Here is a 15,841-nt window from a genome sequence, read left to right on the forward strand (position 1 = left end):
CCGGGACTTGGCTGGTGTTGACGCCGGAAGGATACAACATCATGCTGAATCAAAAACCCGCCCCATCCACTGATACAGAATACCGTTCCCCTGTTATTCGAATTGAACCATCTCCCGTCGCCATAGTTGCTTTGCTGATTCTCGTGGCTGGCCTCTGGGTGCTGAACCGACTTCTGCCGGTGATTCTGGTCCTCGTTGCGGCTCTCATTATCGTTGGCACAATAAGCCCAGCCGTCCGGTGGCTCGAAGAGCGGCGGATGAGCAGGGGAATGGGCATAGGAATCGTTTTCACTGCGCTCACCATGGTCGCTGTTCTCATCCTTACCCTGACGATTCCAACACTAATGGCCCAGGTGACGACCCTTCTTGACCTGGAGCCAGCCCTGCGGTCTCGATTGGCAAAATGGCTGGCTGGGTCCAATCTGACAAACCCTTTGGCGGAACTGCTGCGCAACGTGCACTCCGGAGATCTTGTGAGGATGGCCGCCTCGAATGCCTACGAGTACTCCACTCGGGCCATCGAGATTTGCGCGTACATCTTGAGTTCCATATTCCTGGCGCTTTATATCATGATCGACCGCGACCGGCTGCGCGGAGGACTGTTCCTGGTGGTGCCCAGGAGTCATCACATCCGGCTTTCCCGGGTCATGCTAAATCTGGAAACCATCGTCAGTGGTTACATCCGCGGACAGGTGATCACTTCCGCCTTCATGGCCATCTTCGTGTTCTTGCTTCTGAAAGCCTGCGGTGTTTCAAATGCCTTGGCCATTGCAGTATTTGCGGGCGCTGTTGATGTCCTTCCCTATATCGGCGCTTTGCTTTCCGTTGGTGCCGCAGTGTCGGCAGCGCTTCCCCACGGCCCCACTATAATTATCGTCGTGCTCGTGCTGATGGTCTTGTACGAGGAATTCGAAAGCCGTGTGATTCTGCCCAGGATTTATGGGCGCGCATTGCGTCTCCCGTCTTCAGTGATCCTTTTTTCGCTTTTGGCGGGAAGTGTTTTGCTCGGTATGGTCGGAGCGCTTCTGGCTCTACCGGTGGCAGCGGCGGTGTTAATGCTGATTGAGGAACTTCGCGTTGAACTGCCTGGGCAGCAGGAGCAGGCAGAAGATGTGGAAATCAGGGAGCGTGACGACCGAGGTGAAGAGGAGTATGAACGTCGGGCCGAAGGCATGCCCGCCGAGCAGGCTGCTGCCATCGCTGTTGAAATCGCTACTGATCGCCACAAGGAAGAAAACACTCTGACAAAAACAGATGCACCCGGGTAGGAAAGGACGCGTTCTTTACTCTTAACCATGAGGGACTTATGAGTGAGGCGCATCATAGTGATGGCCTCTTTCATTGTTCGTCATTTTGTCATGGTTGCAAGGCGGCACGAGATGCTGTAAAAATAACCTCTCTTTATAAACTCTACTTAAGATACAGGCCCTATGAAATTCCAGCCCATACGACCCAAAAAAGTATCAACCCAGATAGCCGATCAAATTCGGTCCTCCATTCTTGCGGGTGAGTTTTCTCCCGGAGACAAGTTGCCACCTGAGCGGGAACTGGCGGAGATGTTTGGCGTATCCCGCCCTTCTGTACGTGAGGCCATTAATAATCTTTCTTCCACCGGGCTGGTTATGTCCTATCAGGGAGGGGGAACCGTTGTCATGTCCCTGATGGACAAAGCGGGACACCCCTTGTCTGACCTGATTCGTCAGGAACAGGAGCGTGCGCTTGATGTAATCGAGGTGCGTAAGGGGTTGGAGTCTTGGACCGCATTTTATGCAGCTCAGCGGGCGCTGCCCGAGGATGTGTCCCGGATGGGGGAGATCATTTCCGGTATGGAGCAGAACCTGAATGGTCTCAAGCCCTCCGAAGACCTGGATGCAAATTTTCACATCGTCATCGCGCGTGCCACACGAAATATCGTCTGGCTGCACCTGATGCAGAGCCTGTTCGATGCGATGCAGGAATTTCAGAAAAGTGTCTGGCGCGCCGTGTATCTCACGAGTGAAGACCACCATCTGCTCTTCAGTCACCATAAGCGCATTTTCGAAGCTATTCGTTCTAAAGACAGTGAGGGTGCACGGATAGCCATGCACGATCACCTGACCTTTGCAGAACAGCGCAGTGTTGCCTATCTTGCTCGCACCCAGGAAGATTGAGCCAGGTTATGAAAAAGGTGAGGTATACGGTATAGTTGTCGCGGATCTATTTTATTGTTGCAATGATTCCTGATCTAAAAAAAGTAATGGAAAAAGCGCAAAGGAGCTACACCATGCCGACAAACAACACTCTGCCGGGCGATAGTAAGCCTCTGACTCCCCGTGATACGAGATACATCTTTGTGCTCCCTTTTTCCACTGATCCGGCTCTGGGGCGGCGTTTTCTTGCCAGGGACTGTGAAATGGTCGGCAACATCCGTTTTGGCAAATTGTTGGAAACGCTCGACAAGGTGGCCGAGAATACGGCTCTGGCGTATGTACACCGTTTTTACCCCGACGCCCGTGTAGTAACAGCCGCCATCGACAACATTGTCCTGAGAAATCCGGCTGATACCAATCATGACCTGATTTTTTCAGCCCAGATAAATCATGTCGGCACATCATCCATGGAAGTCGGTATTCGCGTTGAATGTCTTGGGGCTGGATCAAGCCATCTTGCCACCTGTTATTTCACCATGGTGGCCCGCTCGACCGATTCCCATGAGGCCAAGAGTCTCAAGTTGCCGCCGTTAACATACGAGCAGGATGTGGAACTCAAGAGGTACAATAAGGCGGAACTGCGTCGGCAGGCATACCGTGAAGGCCTGGCAAAAGCTGAGGAAATGCCCTCCCTTGATGAATACCTGTTCCTTAAAAAACTGCACAAGGAGCAGGAATCTCCTGATTTTACAGGATTAAGGGCTGGAGAGTTGGTGCTGGAGTCGACCTACAGAGCTTATCCGGAGCAGGAAAATGTACCCAAGACGGTTTTTGGTGGTTATCTGATCAGAAAGGCGTATGAACTGGCTGCAATTGCTGCGGAAATGGTGGCCAAGGATCGGGCGGTTCCTTGTCAGGTGAACCGGATCAATTTCAATCAGCCGGTGCTACTTGGAGATCTGCTTAAATTTACAGCTCGGGTGGTTTTTACCGGAAAAACGACAATCACTGTGCAGTCGGATATTGAACGATTCGGTCGCAATGCTGATGATAAGGCGCTCTCCAACTCATGCCTGTTTACTTTCCGCAATGTTGATCATGAAATGCAGGCGCAACCCGTGCCTTTTATTTATCCGGTTACCTATGCAGAGGATGCCCGCTTTCTCAACGCATATCGTCAGAGGCTCGATTGACCCGGAGTTGGTGAGATTTAACCTTTTAGCATGGGGTGAGCGGGGGGCTACCGACGAGGGGGCAAAACTCTCGCCAGGAGGCCTGTCCCAACGCCCCATGCTCCATTAACCACAAAGACCGTCAAGAGAAATGATGGTTTCCAGCCACCACCCATAGGGCGACCTTTTAAAGGCAATACAATCAGAAGGGCAACAATGGATGGCAGGATGGCTCCGAACAGAAAGGCAGCCGGCCAGTATCCGCCTCCCTGTGGAAATTTCCTCTCAACCAGCACAAATAATATTCCCCATATTCCTCCCCAAAACGCCAGTGACAATGTCGCAGGAATCATGAACGGTTGGGTCGGCACCATTGAGAAGGGAGCCGACGGCGCAATGCCGAGCTTCCATAGTACTTCCAGCGTCAGTTGGTGAAAGACCATTGTGGCAAGAAATCCAGCGATGAAGCCGGAAAAAAGCCGCTTCATGTGTATGGGAATATCAGTCATGGTTTTTTCCCCAACTCCCTCACTTTGGATTCACAACCTCATACGCATACCCGATATGACTAAAGCTTACGCTGGATTCTGATTAAGGCAATGCCCCGTCGTTGGCTGAGGGCGCTGTTCTACTCTCCGCTCAGGAGAAGGCTAAAATGTACAAGGCAATAGAAGACAGAAGCCCATACCATCAGACTCATGGGATTTCTCAAGATGATCCGGATGTCCTGAGTCGACGGGATGCTTGCAGAAATGCAGACATAGGCGCACAGGTAAATCCCGCAGAGCCATGCCAACGATCCTTCAGCCAGTCCGTTTTTGTTCAGCAGCAGATATCCACCAACAATCAGCCACAAAAGGGGAGCAAGAGCAGTAGGGGCTGTCGATAAGACGGTGGGTCGAAATGTAACGTTTCCTAATTGCCAGCGTTTACCATTCCTTACAGGCCAGATGCTGATGGCAGAAGGATTTCCGCCCAGTAGCAGTGCAACTGTGAAGTGAGCCAGTTCATGCATGATCGTCATTGGGAGGTTCGAGATCATCAGGAGCAAAGATCCACGACATGCTACCCATTTGTGGGTTAAGCCGATCAGCACAAGAGGAACAAGCATTATGACCGTCTCTACAGTTTTTATGGAGCTACCTATATTCCTGCTTGAGATTTAATGTTTAAAATAAATTAAATGTACATGGGTGTGAAAAGCATTTTTGCCCTGTGAGGCCGCTTCCGGAGCGGATCTTTGGGTTTTTATGGTTTCTCATTATTGTATATGGTTCCTATACACCCGTTTTTGTAATAATTGAGCCAATTTGATTTGTTTTTAAGTTAAATGCAATAATTACAACAAGTTATTGAATTTAAACTGTAAAAAATAAATTTGGCATGTCTAATGCTATACATACAGTAAAAGCACACAAACCAACCCCAGATAGAGGAGGATGTCATGAGAGCACTTATTACGTTACTGGCAACCATCGCCCCGGCAACAGCGTTCGCAGCCTCAACGGCACATGTAGATAATAGCGGCCTCTTTGTCTGGATCTTTCTCGGCTTCTGCGCACTTATAGTGGCAGCACAGGTTGTTCCTGCAGCACTTATGTTCTTCGGACTGGTCAAAGGTATTGTAGGAAAAACGGAAGCTGATGTAAAAGCCTGAACAAAATAATTTTGTTCAATGCCAACGGAGCTGGTACCAATGTGTACCCGCTCCGTTGGCGTTTAAGGACTCCCGAAACATTACCTGCTTGGAAATGATGAAGAAAGAATGATAATGTGTGAAAAATACATCATCTTCATAATACTCAGAATGTCCAGGGCCTATGGCGGCAGCGGAAACCATGGAAGATAAGAATATCCAACCAGATCAGCAAGAAGATCCAGCTCTTTACAAGGCACGTTTTGCTCAATTGCTTAAACGGCGCAAAATGTTCTTTGGAAGTCTTATCATCTATATTCCGATAATGTGGGTCATGCAGCAGCTCGCACCTAAAAGCATGCTCACTGCCTTTGGAATCTGGGTGGTGATTATGGTTGCGGTTATGCTGTATTCTGCCTTGGCGGTTTGCCCCCGGTGCGGCAACTATTTCCACATGAACGGCATGACCCTTCTGTATTTCCGAAAATGTCTGCACTGCCAACTGCATGTAAAAGATAACAAGCAGTCGTGAGCTTTTCAGGGATATGCAACACCTTTTTTGTTGACACGGTCAGGAGAATCGTTTATTTAATCAAGTCTCTTTTTTTGGCTCTCTCTCCCCCAGTTTTTCAAGTTTGGCAGTGTAGCTCAGTTGGCTAGAGCAAGCGACTCATATTCGCTAGGTCCGGGGTTCGAATCCCTGCACTGCCACCATTTATAAGTCCGGCATACCGGAAAGCAAGCCCTGAGAAATCAGGGCTTTTTTTTTAGCAATTACACATGTTCCTGCAGAGTCACGCTTGCATTTCAATGCCTTAGACCCTATACTTCCCCGCCTGTTACCTTTTATTGCAAGGAGAAGCATGTGATTAAAATCGATTTTGACAAGATGGGCGGCCTTATTCCGGCCGTGATTCAGGACTATGAGACCGGCGACGTATTGATGGTTGCGTTCATGGATGAAAAAACCCTTAACCTCACCCTAAAAGATGGCAAGACCTGGTTCTTCAGCCGCACCCGCAACAAGTACTGGATGAAGGGTGAGGAATCCGGCAACACTCAGGATGTGATGGAGGTGTTGACTGATTGTGACGCCGACACGGTGGTGATCAAGGTGAAACAGAACGGCCCTGCCGCATGCCATACCGGAAACCGCAGCTGCTTTTATGTGAAGTGGGAGAATGGTCAATGGGTTGAGCATTCAAATCCGTTGTTTAATCCGGATGACGTCTATAAGAAGAAATAAATAGATCACCCTACCTCTGGTAATTCAAATGAAGGAGCCGTGCAATGTCTCACATTCTTAATTTCGGTATCCCCAAGGGAAGTCTTGAAAACGCTACTGTAGATCTTTTCAAAAAAGCCGGTTGGCAGATCTCCATTTCTTCACGCAGTTACTTCCCAGGTGTGGATGACGCCGAGATGAACTGCAAGCTGATTCGACCCCAGGAAATGGGCAGGTATGTGGAACGCGCCACCATCGATGCCGGGATTGCCGGCCGTGATTGGGTGCGCGAGAACGAGGCTGACGTTGTCGAAGTATGTGAGATGGTATATTCCAAAGTTTCCCGCCGACCCGCCCGCTGGGTGCTGGTTGTCAATGGCGATTCCGCAGTCAAGGGGCCTGAAGATCTTCGCGGCGCCACCATTTCAACCGAACTGGTTGGCTTTACCAAGCGCTATTTTGCTGAACGCAATATTCCGGTGAACGTCGAATTTTCCTGGGGGGCCACAGAGGCCAAGGTTGTTGACGGATTATGCGATGCCATTGTTGAGGTGACGGAAACCGGATCAACCATCAAGGCAAATGGCCTGCGTATCGTTTGTGAACTTATGGAATCAGTGCCGGTGCTGCTGGCCAACAGGGCTTCCTGGGCTGATCCCTGGAAGCGTGAAAAGATAGAGCAAATTGCGACTCTTCTCAAATCTTCACTTGCAGCCGAGGGAATGGTTGGTCTGAAAATGAACGCTCCGGCCGACAAGGTTGAACTAATTACCCGCATGCTGCCCAGCCTGAAGACTCCCACTGTGTCGCATCTCTATAATTCTGACTGGCTTTCCATTGAAAGTATCCTGTCAGAAAAGGAAGTGCGCCAGATTGTGCCGGAGCTGATCAAGCTTGGGGCACAGGGCATCATCGAATACCCCCTGAACAAGATCATCTAACCCTGAATTCCATTTCACTACAAAGATGCTTCCTTTTGTGTCTTTGTAGTGAAGCAGCTTCCAGGTTTTAATCTATAAACACACGGAGATCCCATGGCCTGTACACGTACCGGAGATGATTGCAAATGTACCTACACTCCAGCCTGTTCCCGCAAAGGTAACTGCTGTCAGTGTGTTTCCTTTCACCGTGGACGCGGCGAAGCTACCGGCTGCATGTTTACCCCGGCCGGCGAGCGGACCTATGACCGATCACTCAGAAATTTGATGAAAGATCATGGATTAGCACCGCAGGAATGATCTGATCATGATCTTTCCTGCCCCCTCACGTCGTTTACAGATTTCCCCCCACGGTAACCATGCTCACTTTCACTGTTACTCCTATTGACCATACGCGCCGCATGGAAAGTTTCCTGCGTACGCTCATGCCAAAGGCATCGGCCGGTTATGCCCGCAAGCTGATCAAAAGCGGCGCCGCAAAACTCAATGGACATGCGGCCGTCCCGGATAGATTTCTGCTCGTTAATGACAGCATCACGCTCAAAGAGAGTGCTGCAACCTGCGAGTCGATTGCAGAAAAGCGTCCTGTTCTTGATATCCTATACGAGGATGACCAAATCATTGTTGCCAACAAGCCTCCCGGACTGCCGATGCATCAGACTGCGGAAAGGGAGGCAAATCTTGTGGACCTGGGCTTCAGTTATATGTCCGATCGCGGCACCCCCTGCAAGTTGTATCCGGTCAACCGACTTGACCGGGGTACCTCCGGTGCAGTTATCCTTGCCAAGAGTTCGAGCAATGCCGGCATTTATGGTCGTCATGTCAAGGAAACGGGTCTGGACAAGCTTTATCTCGCGCTGGTGATGGGGGTTCCGGATAATGATGGCGGTACCATCAACGTTCCGCTGGATGACAAGGAATCTGAAACACATTATCGGATTTTGCTGGAGGGCGAAGGCTGCTCGCTGCTGGAGGTGACCCCCATCAGTGGCCGCATGCATCAGATCAGGCGTCACCTGGAGCTAATCGGTCATCCGGTGATGGGTGACAAACGTTACAATGGCGGAGAAGTCCCTGGCTACAGCGGGTTCGCGCTGCACTCTTTCCGCACCGTATTGCCTCGTCCTGAAACGGGTCCGCTGATCGTCTGCGCTCCACTGCCACAAGAGCTGATCGATCTTTGCACGGCACGGGGTATCGCAGTTGATGTGCTTCTAAAAAGCGTTGTTCAACTGGCAGGCGAATAAATTACTACAGGAGGGACCATTTATGAATGGCAAGACCATCTTTATTACCGGTGCATCAGCCGGATTTGGCGCAGCCAGCGCCCGCCTGTTCGCAGGAAGAGGGGATCGACTGGTTTTGACAGCTCGGCGCGTTGAGCCGCTTTTGGCACTGCAGAAGGAATTTCCAGACAACGCCGTTCATATCCTCCCCCTGGATGTGCGCGAACCTGAAGCGGTGCGGAGGGGAGTAGAAACACTGCCTGTGGATTTCCGTGATATCGATGTACTTGTCAATAATGCCGGCCTGGCACTGGGGCTGGAACCTGCTCAGGACGCCCGCCTGGAAGATTGGGAGGCCATGGTCGATACCAACATCAAGGGGGTGATGTACTGTACCCGCTTCATTCTGCCCGGCATGGTTGCTCGCAACAGCGGGCATATCGTCAACATCAGCTCCACCGCGGGAGCCTGGCCTTATCCGGGAGGCAATGTCTACGGCGGCACCAAGGCGTTCGTAACCCAGTTTTCACGCAATCTGCGCTGTGACCTGCTTGGCACGCGAGTCAGGGTGACCTGCATTCAGCCAGGTATGGCCGAGACGGAGTTTTCCACTGTGCGCTTCAAGGGGGATGAAGAAAAGGCTGCCCAGGTATATGCCGGTACCGAGCCTTTAACAGCAGAGGATATTGCTGAAACCATTGCCTGGGTGGTGGACCGTCCGGGGCATGTCAATGTCAACACCCTTGAGCTCATGTCCATTGATCAGGCCTGGGGTCCGTTTGCGATAAACAGAAGCTAGGGGATCAGGGGCTTGGGACGGGAAGTCTTAAACGTCCGCTGTGTCGGGCACCAGCACGGCGGCGCCTGTGATCCAGCCTGACCGCAAAGCATCCAGTGCCTCGTTGGCCTGATCAAGAGGAAAGACCTGTACTTCGGTGCGGATCGGTATGCGTGGGGCCAGTTCCAGAAATTCTTCGCCGTCGCGGCGCGTCAGGTTCGTTACGGAAATAATGCTGCGCTCCCCCCATAGTAGTTCATAAGGAAATGAAGGAATATTACTCATATAGATGCCGCCGCAGACTACCACGCCCCCCTTGCCGACAGCCTGGAGTGCCAGTGGCACCAGCTCTCCGGCAGGTGCAAAGATGATGGCCGCATCCAGCTCAACCGGAGGCGGTTCGAGTGCACTGCCTGCCCAGCAGGCACCCATGGACCGGGCAAACTCCTGACCTGTAGTATCTTCCTCACGAGTATAGGCGTAGACCTCGCGCTCCTGCCATACAGCCACCTGGGTCACGATATGTGCCGCTGCCCCGAATCCGTAAATTCCCAGTCTTTTTCCCTTGCCAGCCATGCGTAGAGAGCGATAGCCAATCAGCCCGGCACATAAAAGTGGAGCCGCCTGGGTGGGAAGATAATCTTCCGGGATACTAAAGCAGAAACGGGCATCGGCGGTGCAATATTCGGCAAAACCACCGTTGCGTTGATACCCTGTAAAAATGGCCCGATTGCACAGATTCTCCCGATCTGACACACAATATTCGCATTCCCCGCAGGTGCCTCCCAGCCACGGAACCCCCACCAGATCGCCATCTTGAAACCCGATCACCCCTTGCCCGCATTCCTGCACCAGCCCGATAATCTGATGTCCAGGCACCAACGGAAGTTTTGGAGCAGTCAGCTCTCCATCCACCACATGCAGATCGGTCCGACAGATGCCGCAGGCTTGCACCTTCAATAACAGCTCGCCCGATCCAGGTATGGGGATTGCAATCCTTTCCAGTTTGAGCCGTTCGCCTGCCCGCTCCATTACCATGGCATGCATCTGGGTATTGTGAGTCATAATCAATGCCTTTCTTTTACATGGTGACTTGATACATAAACATACCCCTCTGTGGTGCAATTTCAATTTACATTTTAATAAAAACTTGTATTTATTCTAATATTATCTAGTATTTAATACTCAATTATAATTCATTCCAGGAGGGGAACGCGAATGTTCATGACGAGCAACAGTACGCGAAACACCATAGCCATGGTACTGGCAGGAGGCAAGGGAGAGCGTCTCAGCCCGTTGACCATTACCAGACCAAAACCGGGAGTAGCTTTTGGCGGCAAGTACAAGATCATAGACTTTGTTCTTAGCAACCTCTTCAACTCCGGAATCAAGCAGGTCTACATACTCACCCAGTACCGTGCCTATTCGCTAATGAAGCATATTCGTGAATCCTGGGCAAAGTGGACCGGTCTGGGAGAATTTTTTGTGGCCATTTCACCTGAAACGCGCAGTGAAAGTGAAGAATGGTTCAAGGGTACTGCAGATGCCATTTTTCAGTATCTGCGTTTCATTGAGTCTTCTGATGCCGAATACGTGGCTATTTTCGGTGGTGATCACATTTATAAGATGGACATCAGCCAGATGATCGAATACCACCGCATGAACAGGGCCGATATTACTATCGCCGCTCTTGAAGTACCTACAGAAGAGGCCAAGCGTTTCGGCGTGTTTTCCGTAGATGATGATTACCGGGTGACCAACTTTTCGGAGAAGCCTGATAAGCCGGTCAAAATTCCGGGTAGAGATACCTGTTTCGCCTCCATGGGAAATTACATATTTTCTGTGCGCAAGTTGATCGAGGTGCTCCAGGAGGGGAAAAAACATCACGCTGATCTGGATTTCGGAAAGCATGTCATACCGGCCATGTTGCAGAGCGGGGACAGAGTTTTTGCCTACAATTTCAATGACAATCTGATTCCCGGCATGAAGCCGGAGGAGCGGGGCTACTGGAAGGATGTGGGTACCATTGATTCCTATTATGAGGCTAACATGGATCTGATCCACGTAGATCCGCAGCTGAACCTGTATAATTATAAATGGCCGATCCTGACGAACCAGGGTAATTTGCCCCCTGCCAAAACCGTCTTTGATGATGATGCTCGCCGCGGACAGAATGTAGATTCGTATGTCTGTGCCGGCTGCATCACAAGTGGCGGGACGGTTCGCAGATCAATCATCGGTCCGCGCGGCAAGGTGCACAGCTATAGCCTGGTTGAAGATTCCATTCTCTTTGAAAATGTCTCAGTGGGTCGGCATGCTAAAATCAAGCGTGCAATCATTGATAAGAATATCGTTATTCCTGATGGCACTATCATTGGGTATGACCACGATCAGGACCGGGCCAGGGGATATGATGTAACTGAGTCGGGTATCGTGGTGGTGACGAAGTAAGTTGATTGGAATAAGTAACGTGAGAAGCATCAAAGGCAATGGCACGTGGAAATACCCACATGTCATTGTCTTTTTTAGTTCACAAAGAATGTTTCAGGATATGGGCGCAACCAGGTCAGTCAGCACCTGGGCCACACTGGCTACGTCATAAGGTTTTCTGAGGGTGGCGCTGAAGCCGAAGCGGGCATATTCTGCCATGACCGGGTTATTCGAATAGCCGCTGGAAACCACCAGACATGCCTGGGGATCTATCTCCAGGATCTGTTGTGCTGCCTCCTTGCCTCCCATGCCCCCTGGTATGGTCAAATCCATTATTGTGGCTGAGAACGGAGTCCCCTTGTTCCAGGCTGACCGGTACAATTCAACGGCATCCTCGCCGTTGGCACAGGTCTGCACCTGATACCCCAGTTCTCTCAGCAGTTCTGCCGCCAAATCCCTGATTATTTCCTCATCATCCATTACCAGGATAGACCCGCTTCCTCGTCCTGACGCTTTAAGTTGAGGTTCTGGTGGTGATTCCGTCGCCGCCCAATGGGTTGCAGGCAGGAGTATTCTGAATGTAGTACCTGTGCCGGGAGTAGAATGCATGCTTACGTGGCCGTCATGTTTTGTAACAATTGAATAGACCGAGGCCAATCCGAGTCCGTTGCCTCCGATCTTTGTTGTGAAATAAGGATCAAAGATGTTTTTCTGGATTTCTTCGGGTATTCCACAACCGGTGTCAGCAAAGGTGAAATCCACATAGGCACCGGGAGCAAGTCCCATGGTATTGCCACTGCTAAGAACCAGGTTCCTTGCTTTTATGGTGATGGTGCCTCCATTCGGCATGGCCTGAACAGCATTGATGAGAATGTTGTTGAAAGCCTGACTGATCTGGCCATCGTCAGCTTCCAAAGCCTGAAGATCGTCGGAGATGTCCATGATGCTCAAAACATTGGAGCCGCTCAGCACCAGCGCAGCGGACGCATCCAACAACTGCCGGGGTGATACCGGTTTTTTAATTGGCTGGCTGCCTTTGGAGAAAATAAGGAGTTGATGAGCCAGTTCCGTTGCCCTCCGGGATGCTTTCTCAGCTTCTAATAGTATTTTCCAGGATTTATGCGATGAATCTAAAAACATTCGGGCAAAGGAGATGTTGCCCAGGATGCCGGTGAGGATATTGTTGAAGTCATGTGCAATTCCACCGGCCAGGACGCCAAGAGACTCCAGTTTCTGCATCTTGAGACTCTCATTCTGCAGGTGCTTTCGTTCGCTGATGTCACGAACTATTGCCCACATACCTGCCGGTTCACCTCTTTCATCCCTGTAAAGTGTCGCCCGGAGTTCGACCGGCAGAATGCTGCCATCACTGCAGCGGTATTCCTTTTCGTACACCTCCGAATATCCCCGGGTTAGAATCTGTTCCCGGACGATGTCCTCTTCAAGATCATGCCATTTCTCGGGGGTCAGTTTCTGATAGGTCAGTCCGCACATCTCTTCCGGTGAATATCCCAGAAGGTTTCTGAAAGTTTCGTTCCACTCCCTCAAAGATCCTTGCATATCTGAGGAAACATAGCCATCCATCATGCTTTCATGAAGGTTGCGGTATTTGGATTCCGTACGATGCAGTTCTGCTTCAGTTCTGACGCGCTCTGTTATGTCCATGACGATGCCATACCAGACCACACTGCCATCTTCCAGTTTTTGAGGTAGGGCGGTACCAAAGAGCCATTTCAAGCCCTGGCGTGGCAACAGCACCCGATAATCACATTTCCATGGCGTCAGTTTATTGGCTGATTCCATAATCGTCGCCATGATCCGTTCCCTGTCATCGGGATGAAATCTCCTGAAAACTGCGGTGGCATCGGCTTTAATCTCTGCTGGTGAGAGTTCGTAAATTTCATGTGACTTGCCGCTGGCATAGGGTGTCTGGAAACTGCCATCAGGTGAAAGACATGACTGGAACAGGATGCCTGGCACCTGCTGCGACAACATGTTCAGCAGGGTATGGCTTTGTTGCAGGGCATCTGCCGTTTCTCTTCGTTCGGCTATTTCCCTGTTCAGCCGGTTGTTGAGTCTTTTGAACGCGAGCACAGTACCTGTCAGGGTGATGGTAATCAGGCTGAGCAGTAAGATGGCACCCAGCAACACTCCGTGGTCATTTTCAGGTTTTGGGTGATAGATGATGCCGGTGGGATCATAGAAGCCCTTTTCCAGTGCAGCGTAGTATCCGGCAAACTGGAAATCATGCAGCCATTTAAGCTGTACCGTAGCCTTTTCCATGGCATGAGCCGGCTGAAAACTGGCCAATGACAGCAGGAAAAACAGACCGGCTAAAGTCAGGCGGCAGAGTGAAGAAATGAAAACAGGCATGGGAACATTCTCCTGTTAAAAGTTGAAGTTCGTTCGTTTACTGTCTTTGTGTGCAAGCATCTGCAGTTAACCTCAACCGGTTTGCAAATCGTGAGCCAGGGTTCCCAGAGTGCGGATGCCTTGTTCAACCCGATCGTCCCACAGTGCGGAGGAGAGGCGGATGTAATTACGGTACTTGTCGGTAAGGGAGAAGAGGGGTCCGGGCGCGATGCTGACGCCGTTTTCAACGGCACGGTGAAAGAGCTGGATCGCATCTATTTCCGACGGCATCTCCACCCAGAGCATGAATCCTCCTGCCGGCCGTGTCATGCGGGTGCCGGAGGGGAAATAGCGGACCACCGCTTCAGCCATCTGGGAGAGGTTGCGGCTGTGGATGCGTTGGATGGTGCGTAAATGATGATCATAGCCGCCGGTTGCCAGGAATTCGGCAATAGCCAATTGAGGCGGCGAAGAGGTGGCCAGATTGATCATCGTTTTAAGGCGCTCCATATCCGTCTGATAGCGTCCGGCCATTGCCCACCCAACTCGATACCCTGGTGCCAGAGTTTTGGAAAACGAGGAACAGTAAATCACCGAGCCGGTGCGGTCGAAGGATTTGGCGGCAATCGGACGCTGTGGCCCGAAGTAAAGATCGCCATAAATGTCATCCTCGATGAGAGGTATTTCGTGCTGGCACAGTAGTTCCACCAGTTCCTTCTTGCGGTCATCGGGCATGAGGCTGCCCAGGGGGTTGCCAAAGTTGGGAATCACGAGGCAGGCGCTGATCCGGTTGTGATCGATGGCATAGCGTAAAGCCTCAATACTGATTCCTTCACGTGGCGTAGACGGAATTTCCAGCGCCTTGAGCCCTAGTTCTGCAATCAGTTGTAAAAAGTTAAAATAGAAAGGAGACTCAACTGCGACAGTGTCTCCGGTCCGGCAGGTGGCACGCAAGGCCAGCACAACGGCTTCTACACATCCGGAGGTAATGAGCACCTCGTCCGGCCTGGCACCTATTCCGGCAACCAGAGAACGCTGTGCTATCTGGATGCGCAGGCGCTCATTGCCGGGGGGCATCATGTAGCCAACACTTTGATTTCCGAATCTTCGGCACTCGCTGGCCATCATGCGGTTCAGTTTGCCAGTCGGCAGGTTGTGTGGGTGAGGTATGGCACTGCCTAGCGGCAACAGGTCGTGGTTCATCATGTTACGGATAACCTGCTGGCAAAGATCGCTGATGGTCACCGTGGCGGGAGTAATAATCTGGCGCGTCGTCAGATCGGGCTCGAAAATTTCCGGTGCACGCGCCCGCACATAGTAGCCTGATTGGGGGCGGGCCTCGATCAGATGGCGGTCTTCAAGAACTGCATAGGCCTGCATGACAGTATTGATACTGGCGTTCATGCGCTTGCTCAATTGCCTGATAGAGGGAACCCGATTGCCTGCCCGAAAGGTGCCTCCCTCAATAAGTCCCGCAATTTCTGCCGCTACACGTTCGTACAGCAGAGTGCTCTCCATTGCCATTGTATCCTCTCGCAGATGTTTTCTTACACAGGTACAGTTTCATGCTTTTTGTGTGGGTGCAGATACACTACATCATAACTGTTATGGTTACAAAATTAATATGCTGTATCTGTACCTATTCCCGCATCAGGTGTAGTATTATTAACATGATTAAACACTCTCAGGTGGAGGACAGGCGATGGAATGTTGTTTCAGGAAAGGTGAGTTGATGAGGCTGGATGGTGGTAAGGCCGGTTTGATTCTTCGCTGTTCAAGCGGAGCTGTCTGGCTAACCCGGGGAGATGGAGCCGATTATCTGGTAGCCCCGGGCAAGGTTTTTGAACTCCCCAGGGGAGAAAGCGCCATTGTAGAGGCTTTGCAGACAAGTGAACTTTACCTGGGCAAGCCTGCGCTGATGCAGAAAACCGTAATTCGCCTGGCGCCTTGCTAGG

The 15,841-nt window shown here is 51.2% G+C and carries 17 protein-coding genes and 1 tRNA gene; 13 read left to right on the plus strand and 5 right to left on the minus strand.

What is annotated here, in order from left to right:
• Window positions 1-41 precede the first annotated feature (41 nt).
• The 3 genes from KJB30_RS11475 to KJB30_RS11485 all read left to right on the plus strand — a co-directional run bounded on the left by KJB30_RS11475 (window position 42) and on the right by KJB30_RS11485 (window position 3,322).
• The gene (locus KJB30_RS11475) at window positions 42-1,268 is read left to right on the plus strand and encodes an AI-2E family transporter (RefSeq protein WP_214299334.1); all 1,227 of its coding nucleotides are present in this window, start codon (window positions 42-44) and stop codon (window positions 1,266-1,268) included.
• A gap of 162 nt (window positions 1,269-1,430) precedes the next feature.
• Entirely contained in the window at window positions 1,431-2,150 is a 720-nt protein-coding gene (locus tag KJB30_RS11480) for a FadR/GntR family transcriptional regulator (RefSeq protein ID WP_214299336.1), read from the plus strand.
• 113 nt (window positions 2,151-2,263) lie between these two features.
• Entirely contained in the window at window positions 2,264-3,322 is a 1,059-nt protein-coding gene (locus KJB30_RS11485; RefSeq protein WP_214299338.1) for an acyl-CoA thioesterase, read from the plus strand.
• A 47-nt stretch (window positions 3,323-3,369) separates the two neighbouring features.
• On the opposite strand, the gene KJB30_RS11490 is transcribed toward KJB30_RS11485, so the two are convergent.
• Window positions 3,370-3,810: a hypothetical protein gene (locus tag KJB30_RS11490; protein WP_214299340.1), complete on the minus strand. Its 441-nt coding sequence runs from the start codon at window positions 3,808-3,810 to the stop codon at window positions 3,370-3,372.
• A 119-nt stretch (window positions 3,811-3,929) separates the two neighbouring features.
• Window positions 3,930-4,412: a hypothetical protein gene (locus KJB30_RS11495; RefSeq protein ID WP_214299341.1), complete on the minus strand. Its 483-nt coding sequence runs from the start codon at window positions 4,410-4,412 to the stop codon at window positions 3,930-3,932.
• A gap of 333 nt (window positions 4,413-4,745) precedes the next feature.
• Between KJB30_RS11495 and KJB30_RS11500 the strand changes: the two genes are divergently transcribed.
• From KJB30_RS11500 to KJB30_RS11535, 8 genes are all read left to right on the plus strand, one after another.
• The gene (locus tag KJB30_RS11500) at window positions 4,746-4,958 is read left to right on the plus strand and encodes a hypothetical protein (RefSeq protein ID WP_214299343.1); all 213 of its coding nucleotides are present in this window, start codon (window positions 4,746-4,748) and stop codon (window positions 4,956-4,958) included.
• A gap of 181 nt (window positions 4,959-5,139) precedes the next feature.
• Window positions 5,140-5,469 carry a hypothetical protein gene (locus tag KJB30_RS11505; RefSeq protein ID WP_214299345.1) on the plus strand — a complete coding sequence of 110 codons (330 nt, stop codon included), beginning with the start codon at window positions 5,140-5,142 and terminating at the stop codon, window positions 5,467-5,469.
• Between the two features lie 105 nt (window positions 5,470-5,574).
• A tRNA-Met gene (locus KJB30_RS11510) sits at window positions 5,575-5,651 on the plus strand.
• Window positions 5,652-5,802: 151 nt separating this feature from the next.
• On the plus strand, window positions 5,803-6,183 hold the full coding sequence (gene hisI / locus KJB30_RS11515; RefSeq protein ID WP_214299347.1) for a phosphoribosyl-AMP cyclohydrolase: 381 nt from the start codon (window positions 5,803-5,805) through the stop codon (window positions 6,181-6,183).
• Between the two features lie 44 nt (window positions 6,184-6,227).
• Window positions 6,228-7,103: an ATP phosphoribosyltransferase gene (hisG, locus tag KJB30_RS11520; protein WP_214299349.1), complete on the plus strand. Its 876-nt coding sequence runs from the start codon at window positions 6,228-6,230 to the stop codon at window positions 7,101-7,103.
• A 93-nt stretch (window positions 7,104-7,196) separates the two neighbouring features.
• A complete protein-coding gene (locus tag KJB30_RS11525) occupies window positions 7,197-7,400 on the plus strand; it encodes a hypothetical protein (RefSeq protein WP_214299351.1) in 204 nt (67 codons plus the stop codon).
• Window positions 7,401-7,459: 59 nt separating this feature from the next.
• On the plus strand, window positions 7,460-8,347 hold the full coding sequence (locus KJB30_RS11530; RefSeq protein WP_214299353.1) for a pseudouridine synthase: 888 nt from the start codon (window positions 7,460-7,462) through the stop codon (window positions 8,345-8,347).
• Between the two features lie 22 nt (window positions 8,348-8,369).
• Window positions 8,370-9,125 (plus strand): SDR family NAD(P)-dependent oxidoreductase, encoded by a 756-nt coding sequence (locus KJB30_RS11535; protein ID WP_214299355.1) that lies wholly within the window; start codon window positions 8,370-8,372, stop codon window positions 9,123-9,125.
• Window positions 9,126-9,152: 27 nt separating this feature from the next.
• Here KJB30_RS11535 and KJB30_RS11540 read toward each other — a convergent pair whose 3' ends face one another.
• Window positions 9,153-10,169 (minus strand): zinc-dependent alcohol dehydrogenase family protein, encoded by a 1,017-nt coding sequence (locus tag KJB30_RS11540; RefSeq protein WP_246545651.1) that lies wholly within the window; start codon window positions 10,167-10,169, stop codon window positions 9,153-9,155.
• Between the two features lie 153 nt (window positions 10,170-10,322).
• On the opposite strand from KJB30_RS11540, the gene glgC reads away from it, so the two are divergent.
• Window positions 10,323-11,555: a glucose-1-phosphate adenylyltransferase gene (glgC, locus tag KJB30_RS11545; RefSeq protein WP_214299357.1), complete on the plus strand. Its 1,233-nt coding sequence runs from the start codon at window positions 10,323-10,325 to the stop codon at window positions 11,553-11,555.
• A 93-nt stretch (window positions 11,556-11,648) separates the two neighbouring features.
• Here the strand turns inward: glgC and KJB30_RS11550 are convergent, their stop codons facing one another.
• Window positions 11,649-13,907 (minus strand): PAS domain-containing hybrid sensor histidine kinase/response regulator, encoded by a 2,259-nt coding sequence (locus tag KJB30_RS11550; protein ID WP_214299359.1) that lies wholly within the window; start codon window positions 13,905-13,907, stop codon window positions 11,649-11,651.
• Between the two features lie 72 nt (window positions 13,908-13,979).
• The gene (locus KJB30_RS11555; RefSeq protein WP_214299361.1) at window positions 13,980-15,410 is read right to left on the minus strand and encodes an aminotransferase-like domain-containing protein; all 1,431 of its coding nucleotides are present in this window, start codon (window positions 15,408-15,410) and stop codon (window positions 13,980-13,982) included.
• Window positions 15,411-15,588: 178 nt separating this feature from the next.
• Here KJB30_RS11555 and KJB30_RS11560 point away from each other — a divergent pair, with 178 nt between their 5' ends.
• A complete protein-coding gene (locus KJB30_RS11560) occupies window positions 15,589-15,840 on the plus strand; it encodes a DUF2917 domain-containing protein (RefSeq protein ID WP_214299363.1) in 252 nt (83 codons plus the stop codon).
• The last annotated feature ends 1 nt before the right edge of the window (window position 15,841 follow it).

The sequence above is a fragment of the Pelotalea chapellei genome (genome assembly GCF_018531195.1).
In the GTDB taxonomy this organism is placed as follows: Bacteria; Desulfobacterota; Desulfuromonadia; order Geobacterales; family Pseudopelobacteraceae; genus Pelotalea; species Pelotalea chapellei.

What these genes read in the sequence shown, in the direction of transcription:
- KJB30_RS11480 (WP_214299336.1), top strand. Translation starts at nt 1,431, where the DNA reads ATGAAATTCCAGCCCATACGACCCAAAAAAGTATCAACCCAGATAGCC.
- KJB30_RS11475 (WP_214299334.1), top strand. Translation starts at nt 42, where the DNA reads ATGCTGAATCAAAAACCCGCCCCATCCACTGATACAGAATACCGTTCC.
- KJB30_RS11555 (WP_214299361.1), bottom strand. Translation starts at nt 15,410, where the DNA reads ATGGCAATGGAGAGCACTCTGCTGTACGAACGTGTAGCGGCAGAAATT.
- KJB30_RS11495 (WP_214299341.1), bottom strand. Translation starts at nt 4,412, where the DNA reads ATGCTTGTTCCTCTTGTGCTGATCGGCTTAACCCACAAATGGGTAGCA.
- KJB30_RS11535 (WP_214299355.1), top strand. Translation starts at nt 8,370, where the DNA reads ATGAATGGCAAGACCATCTTTATTACCGGTGCATCAGCCGGATTTGGC.
- KJB30_RS11550 (WP_214299359.1), bottom strand. Translation starts at nt 13,907, where the DNA reads ATGCCTGTTTTCATTTCTTCACTCTGCCGCCTGACTTTAGCCGGTCTG.
- glgC (WP_214299357.1), top strand. Translation starts at nt 10,323, where the DNA reads ATGTTCATGACGAGCAACAGTACGCGAAACACCATAGCCATGGTACTG.
- KJB30_RS11490 (WP_214299340.1), bottom strand. Translation starts at nt 3,810, where the DNA reads ATGACTGATATTCCCATACACATGAAGCGGCTTTTTTCCGGCTTCATC.
- KJB30_RS11485 (WP_214299338.1), top strand. Translation starts at nt 2,264, where the DNA reads ATGCCGACAAACAACACTCTGCCGGGCGATAGTAAGCCTCTGACTCCC.
- KJB30_RS11505 (WP_214299345.1), top strand. Translation starts at nt 5,140, where the DNA reads ATGGAAGATAAGAATATCCAACCAGATCAGCAAGAAGATCCAGCTCTT.
- KJB30_RS11530 (WP_214299353.1), top strand. Translation starts at nt 7,460, where the DNA reads ATGCTCACTTTCACTGTTACTCCTATTGACCATACGCGCCGCATGGAA.
- KJB30_RS11560 (WP_214299363.1), top strand. Translation starts at nt 15,589, where the DNA reads ATGGAATGTTGTTTCAGGAAAGGTGAGTTGATGAGGCTGGATGGTGGT.
- KJB30_RS11500 (WP_214299343.1), top strand. Translation starts at nt 4,746, where the DNA reads ATGAGAGCACTTATTACGTTACTGGCAACCATCGCCCCGGCAACAGCG.
- KJB30_RS11540 (WP_246545651.1), bottom strand. Translation starts at nt 10,169, where the DNA reads ATGACTCACAATACCCAGATGCATGCCATGGTAATGGAGCGGGCAGGC.
- KJB30_RS11525 (WP_214299351.1), top strand. Translation starts at nt 7,197, where the DNA reads ATGGCCTGTACACGTACCGGAGATGATTGCAAATGTACCTACACTCCA.
- hisG (WP_214299349.1), top strand. Translation starts at nt 6,228, where the DNA reads ATGTCTCACATTCTTAATTTCGGTATCCCCAAGGGAAGTCTTGAAAAC.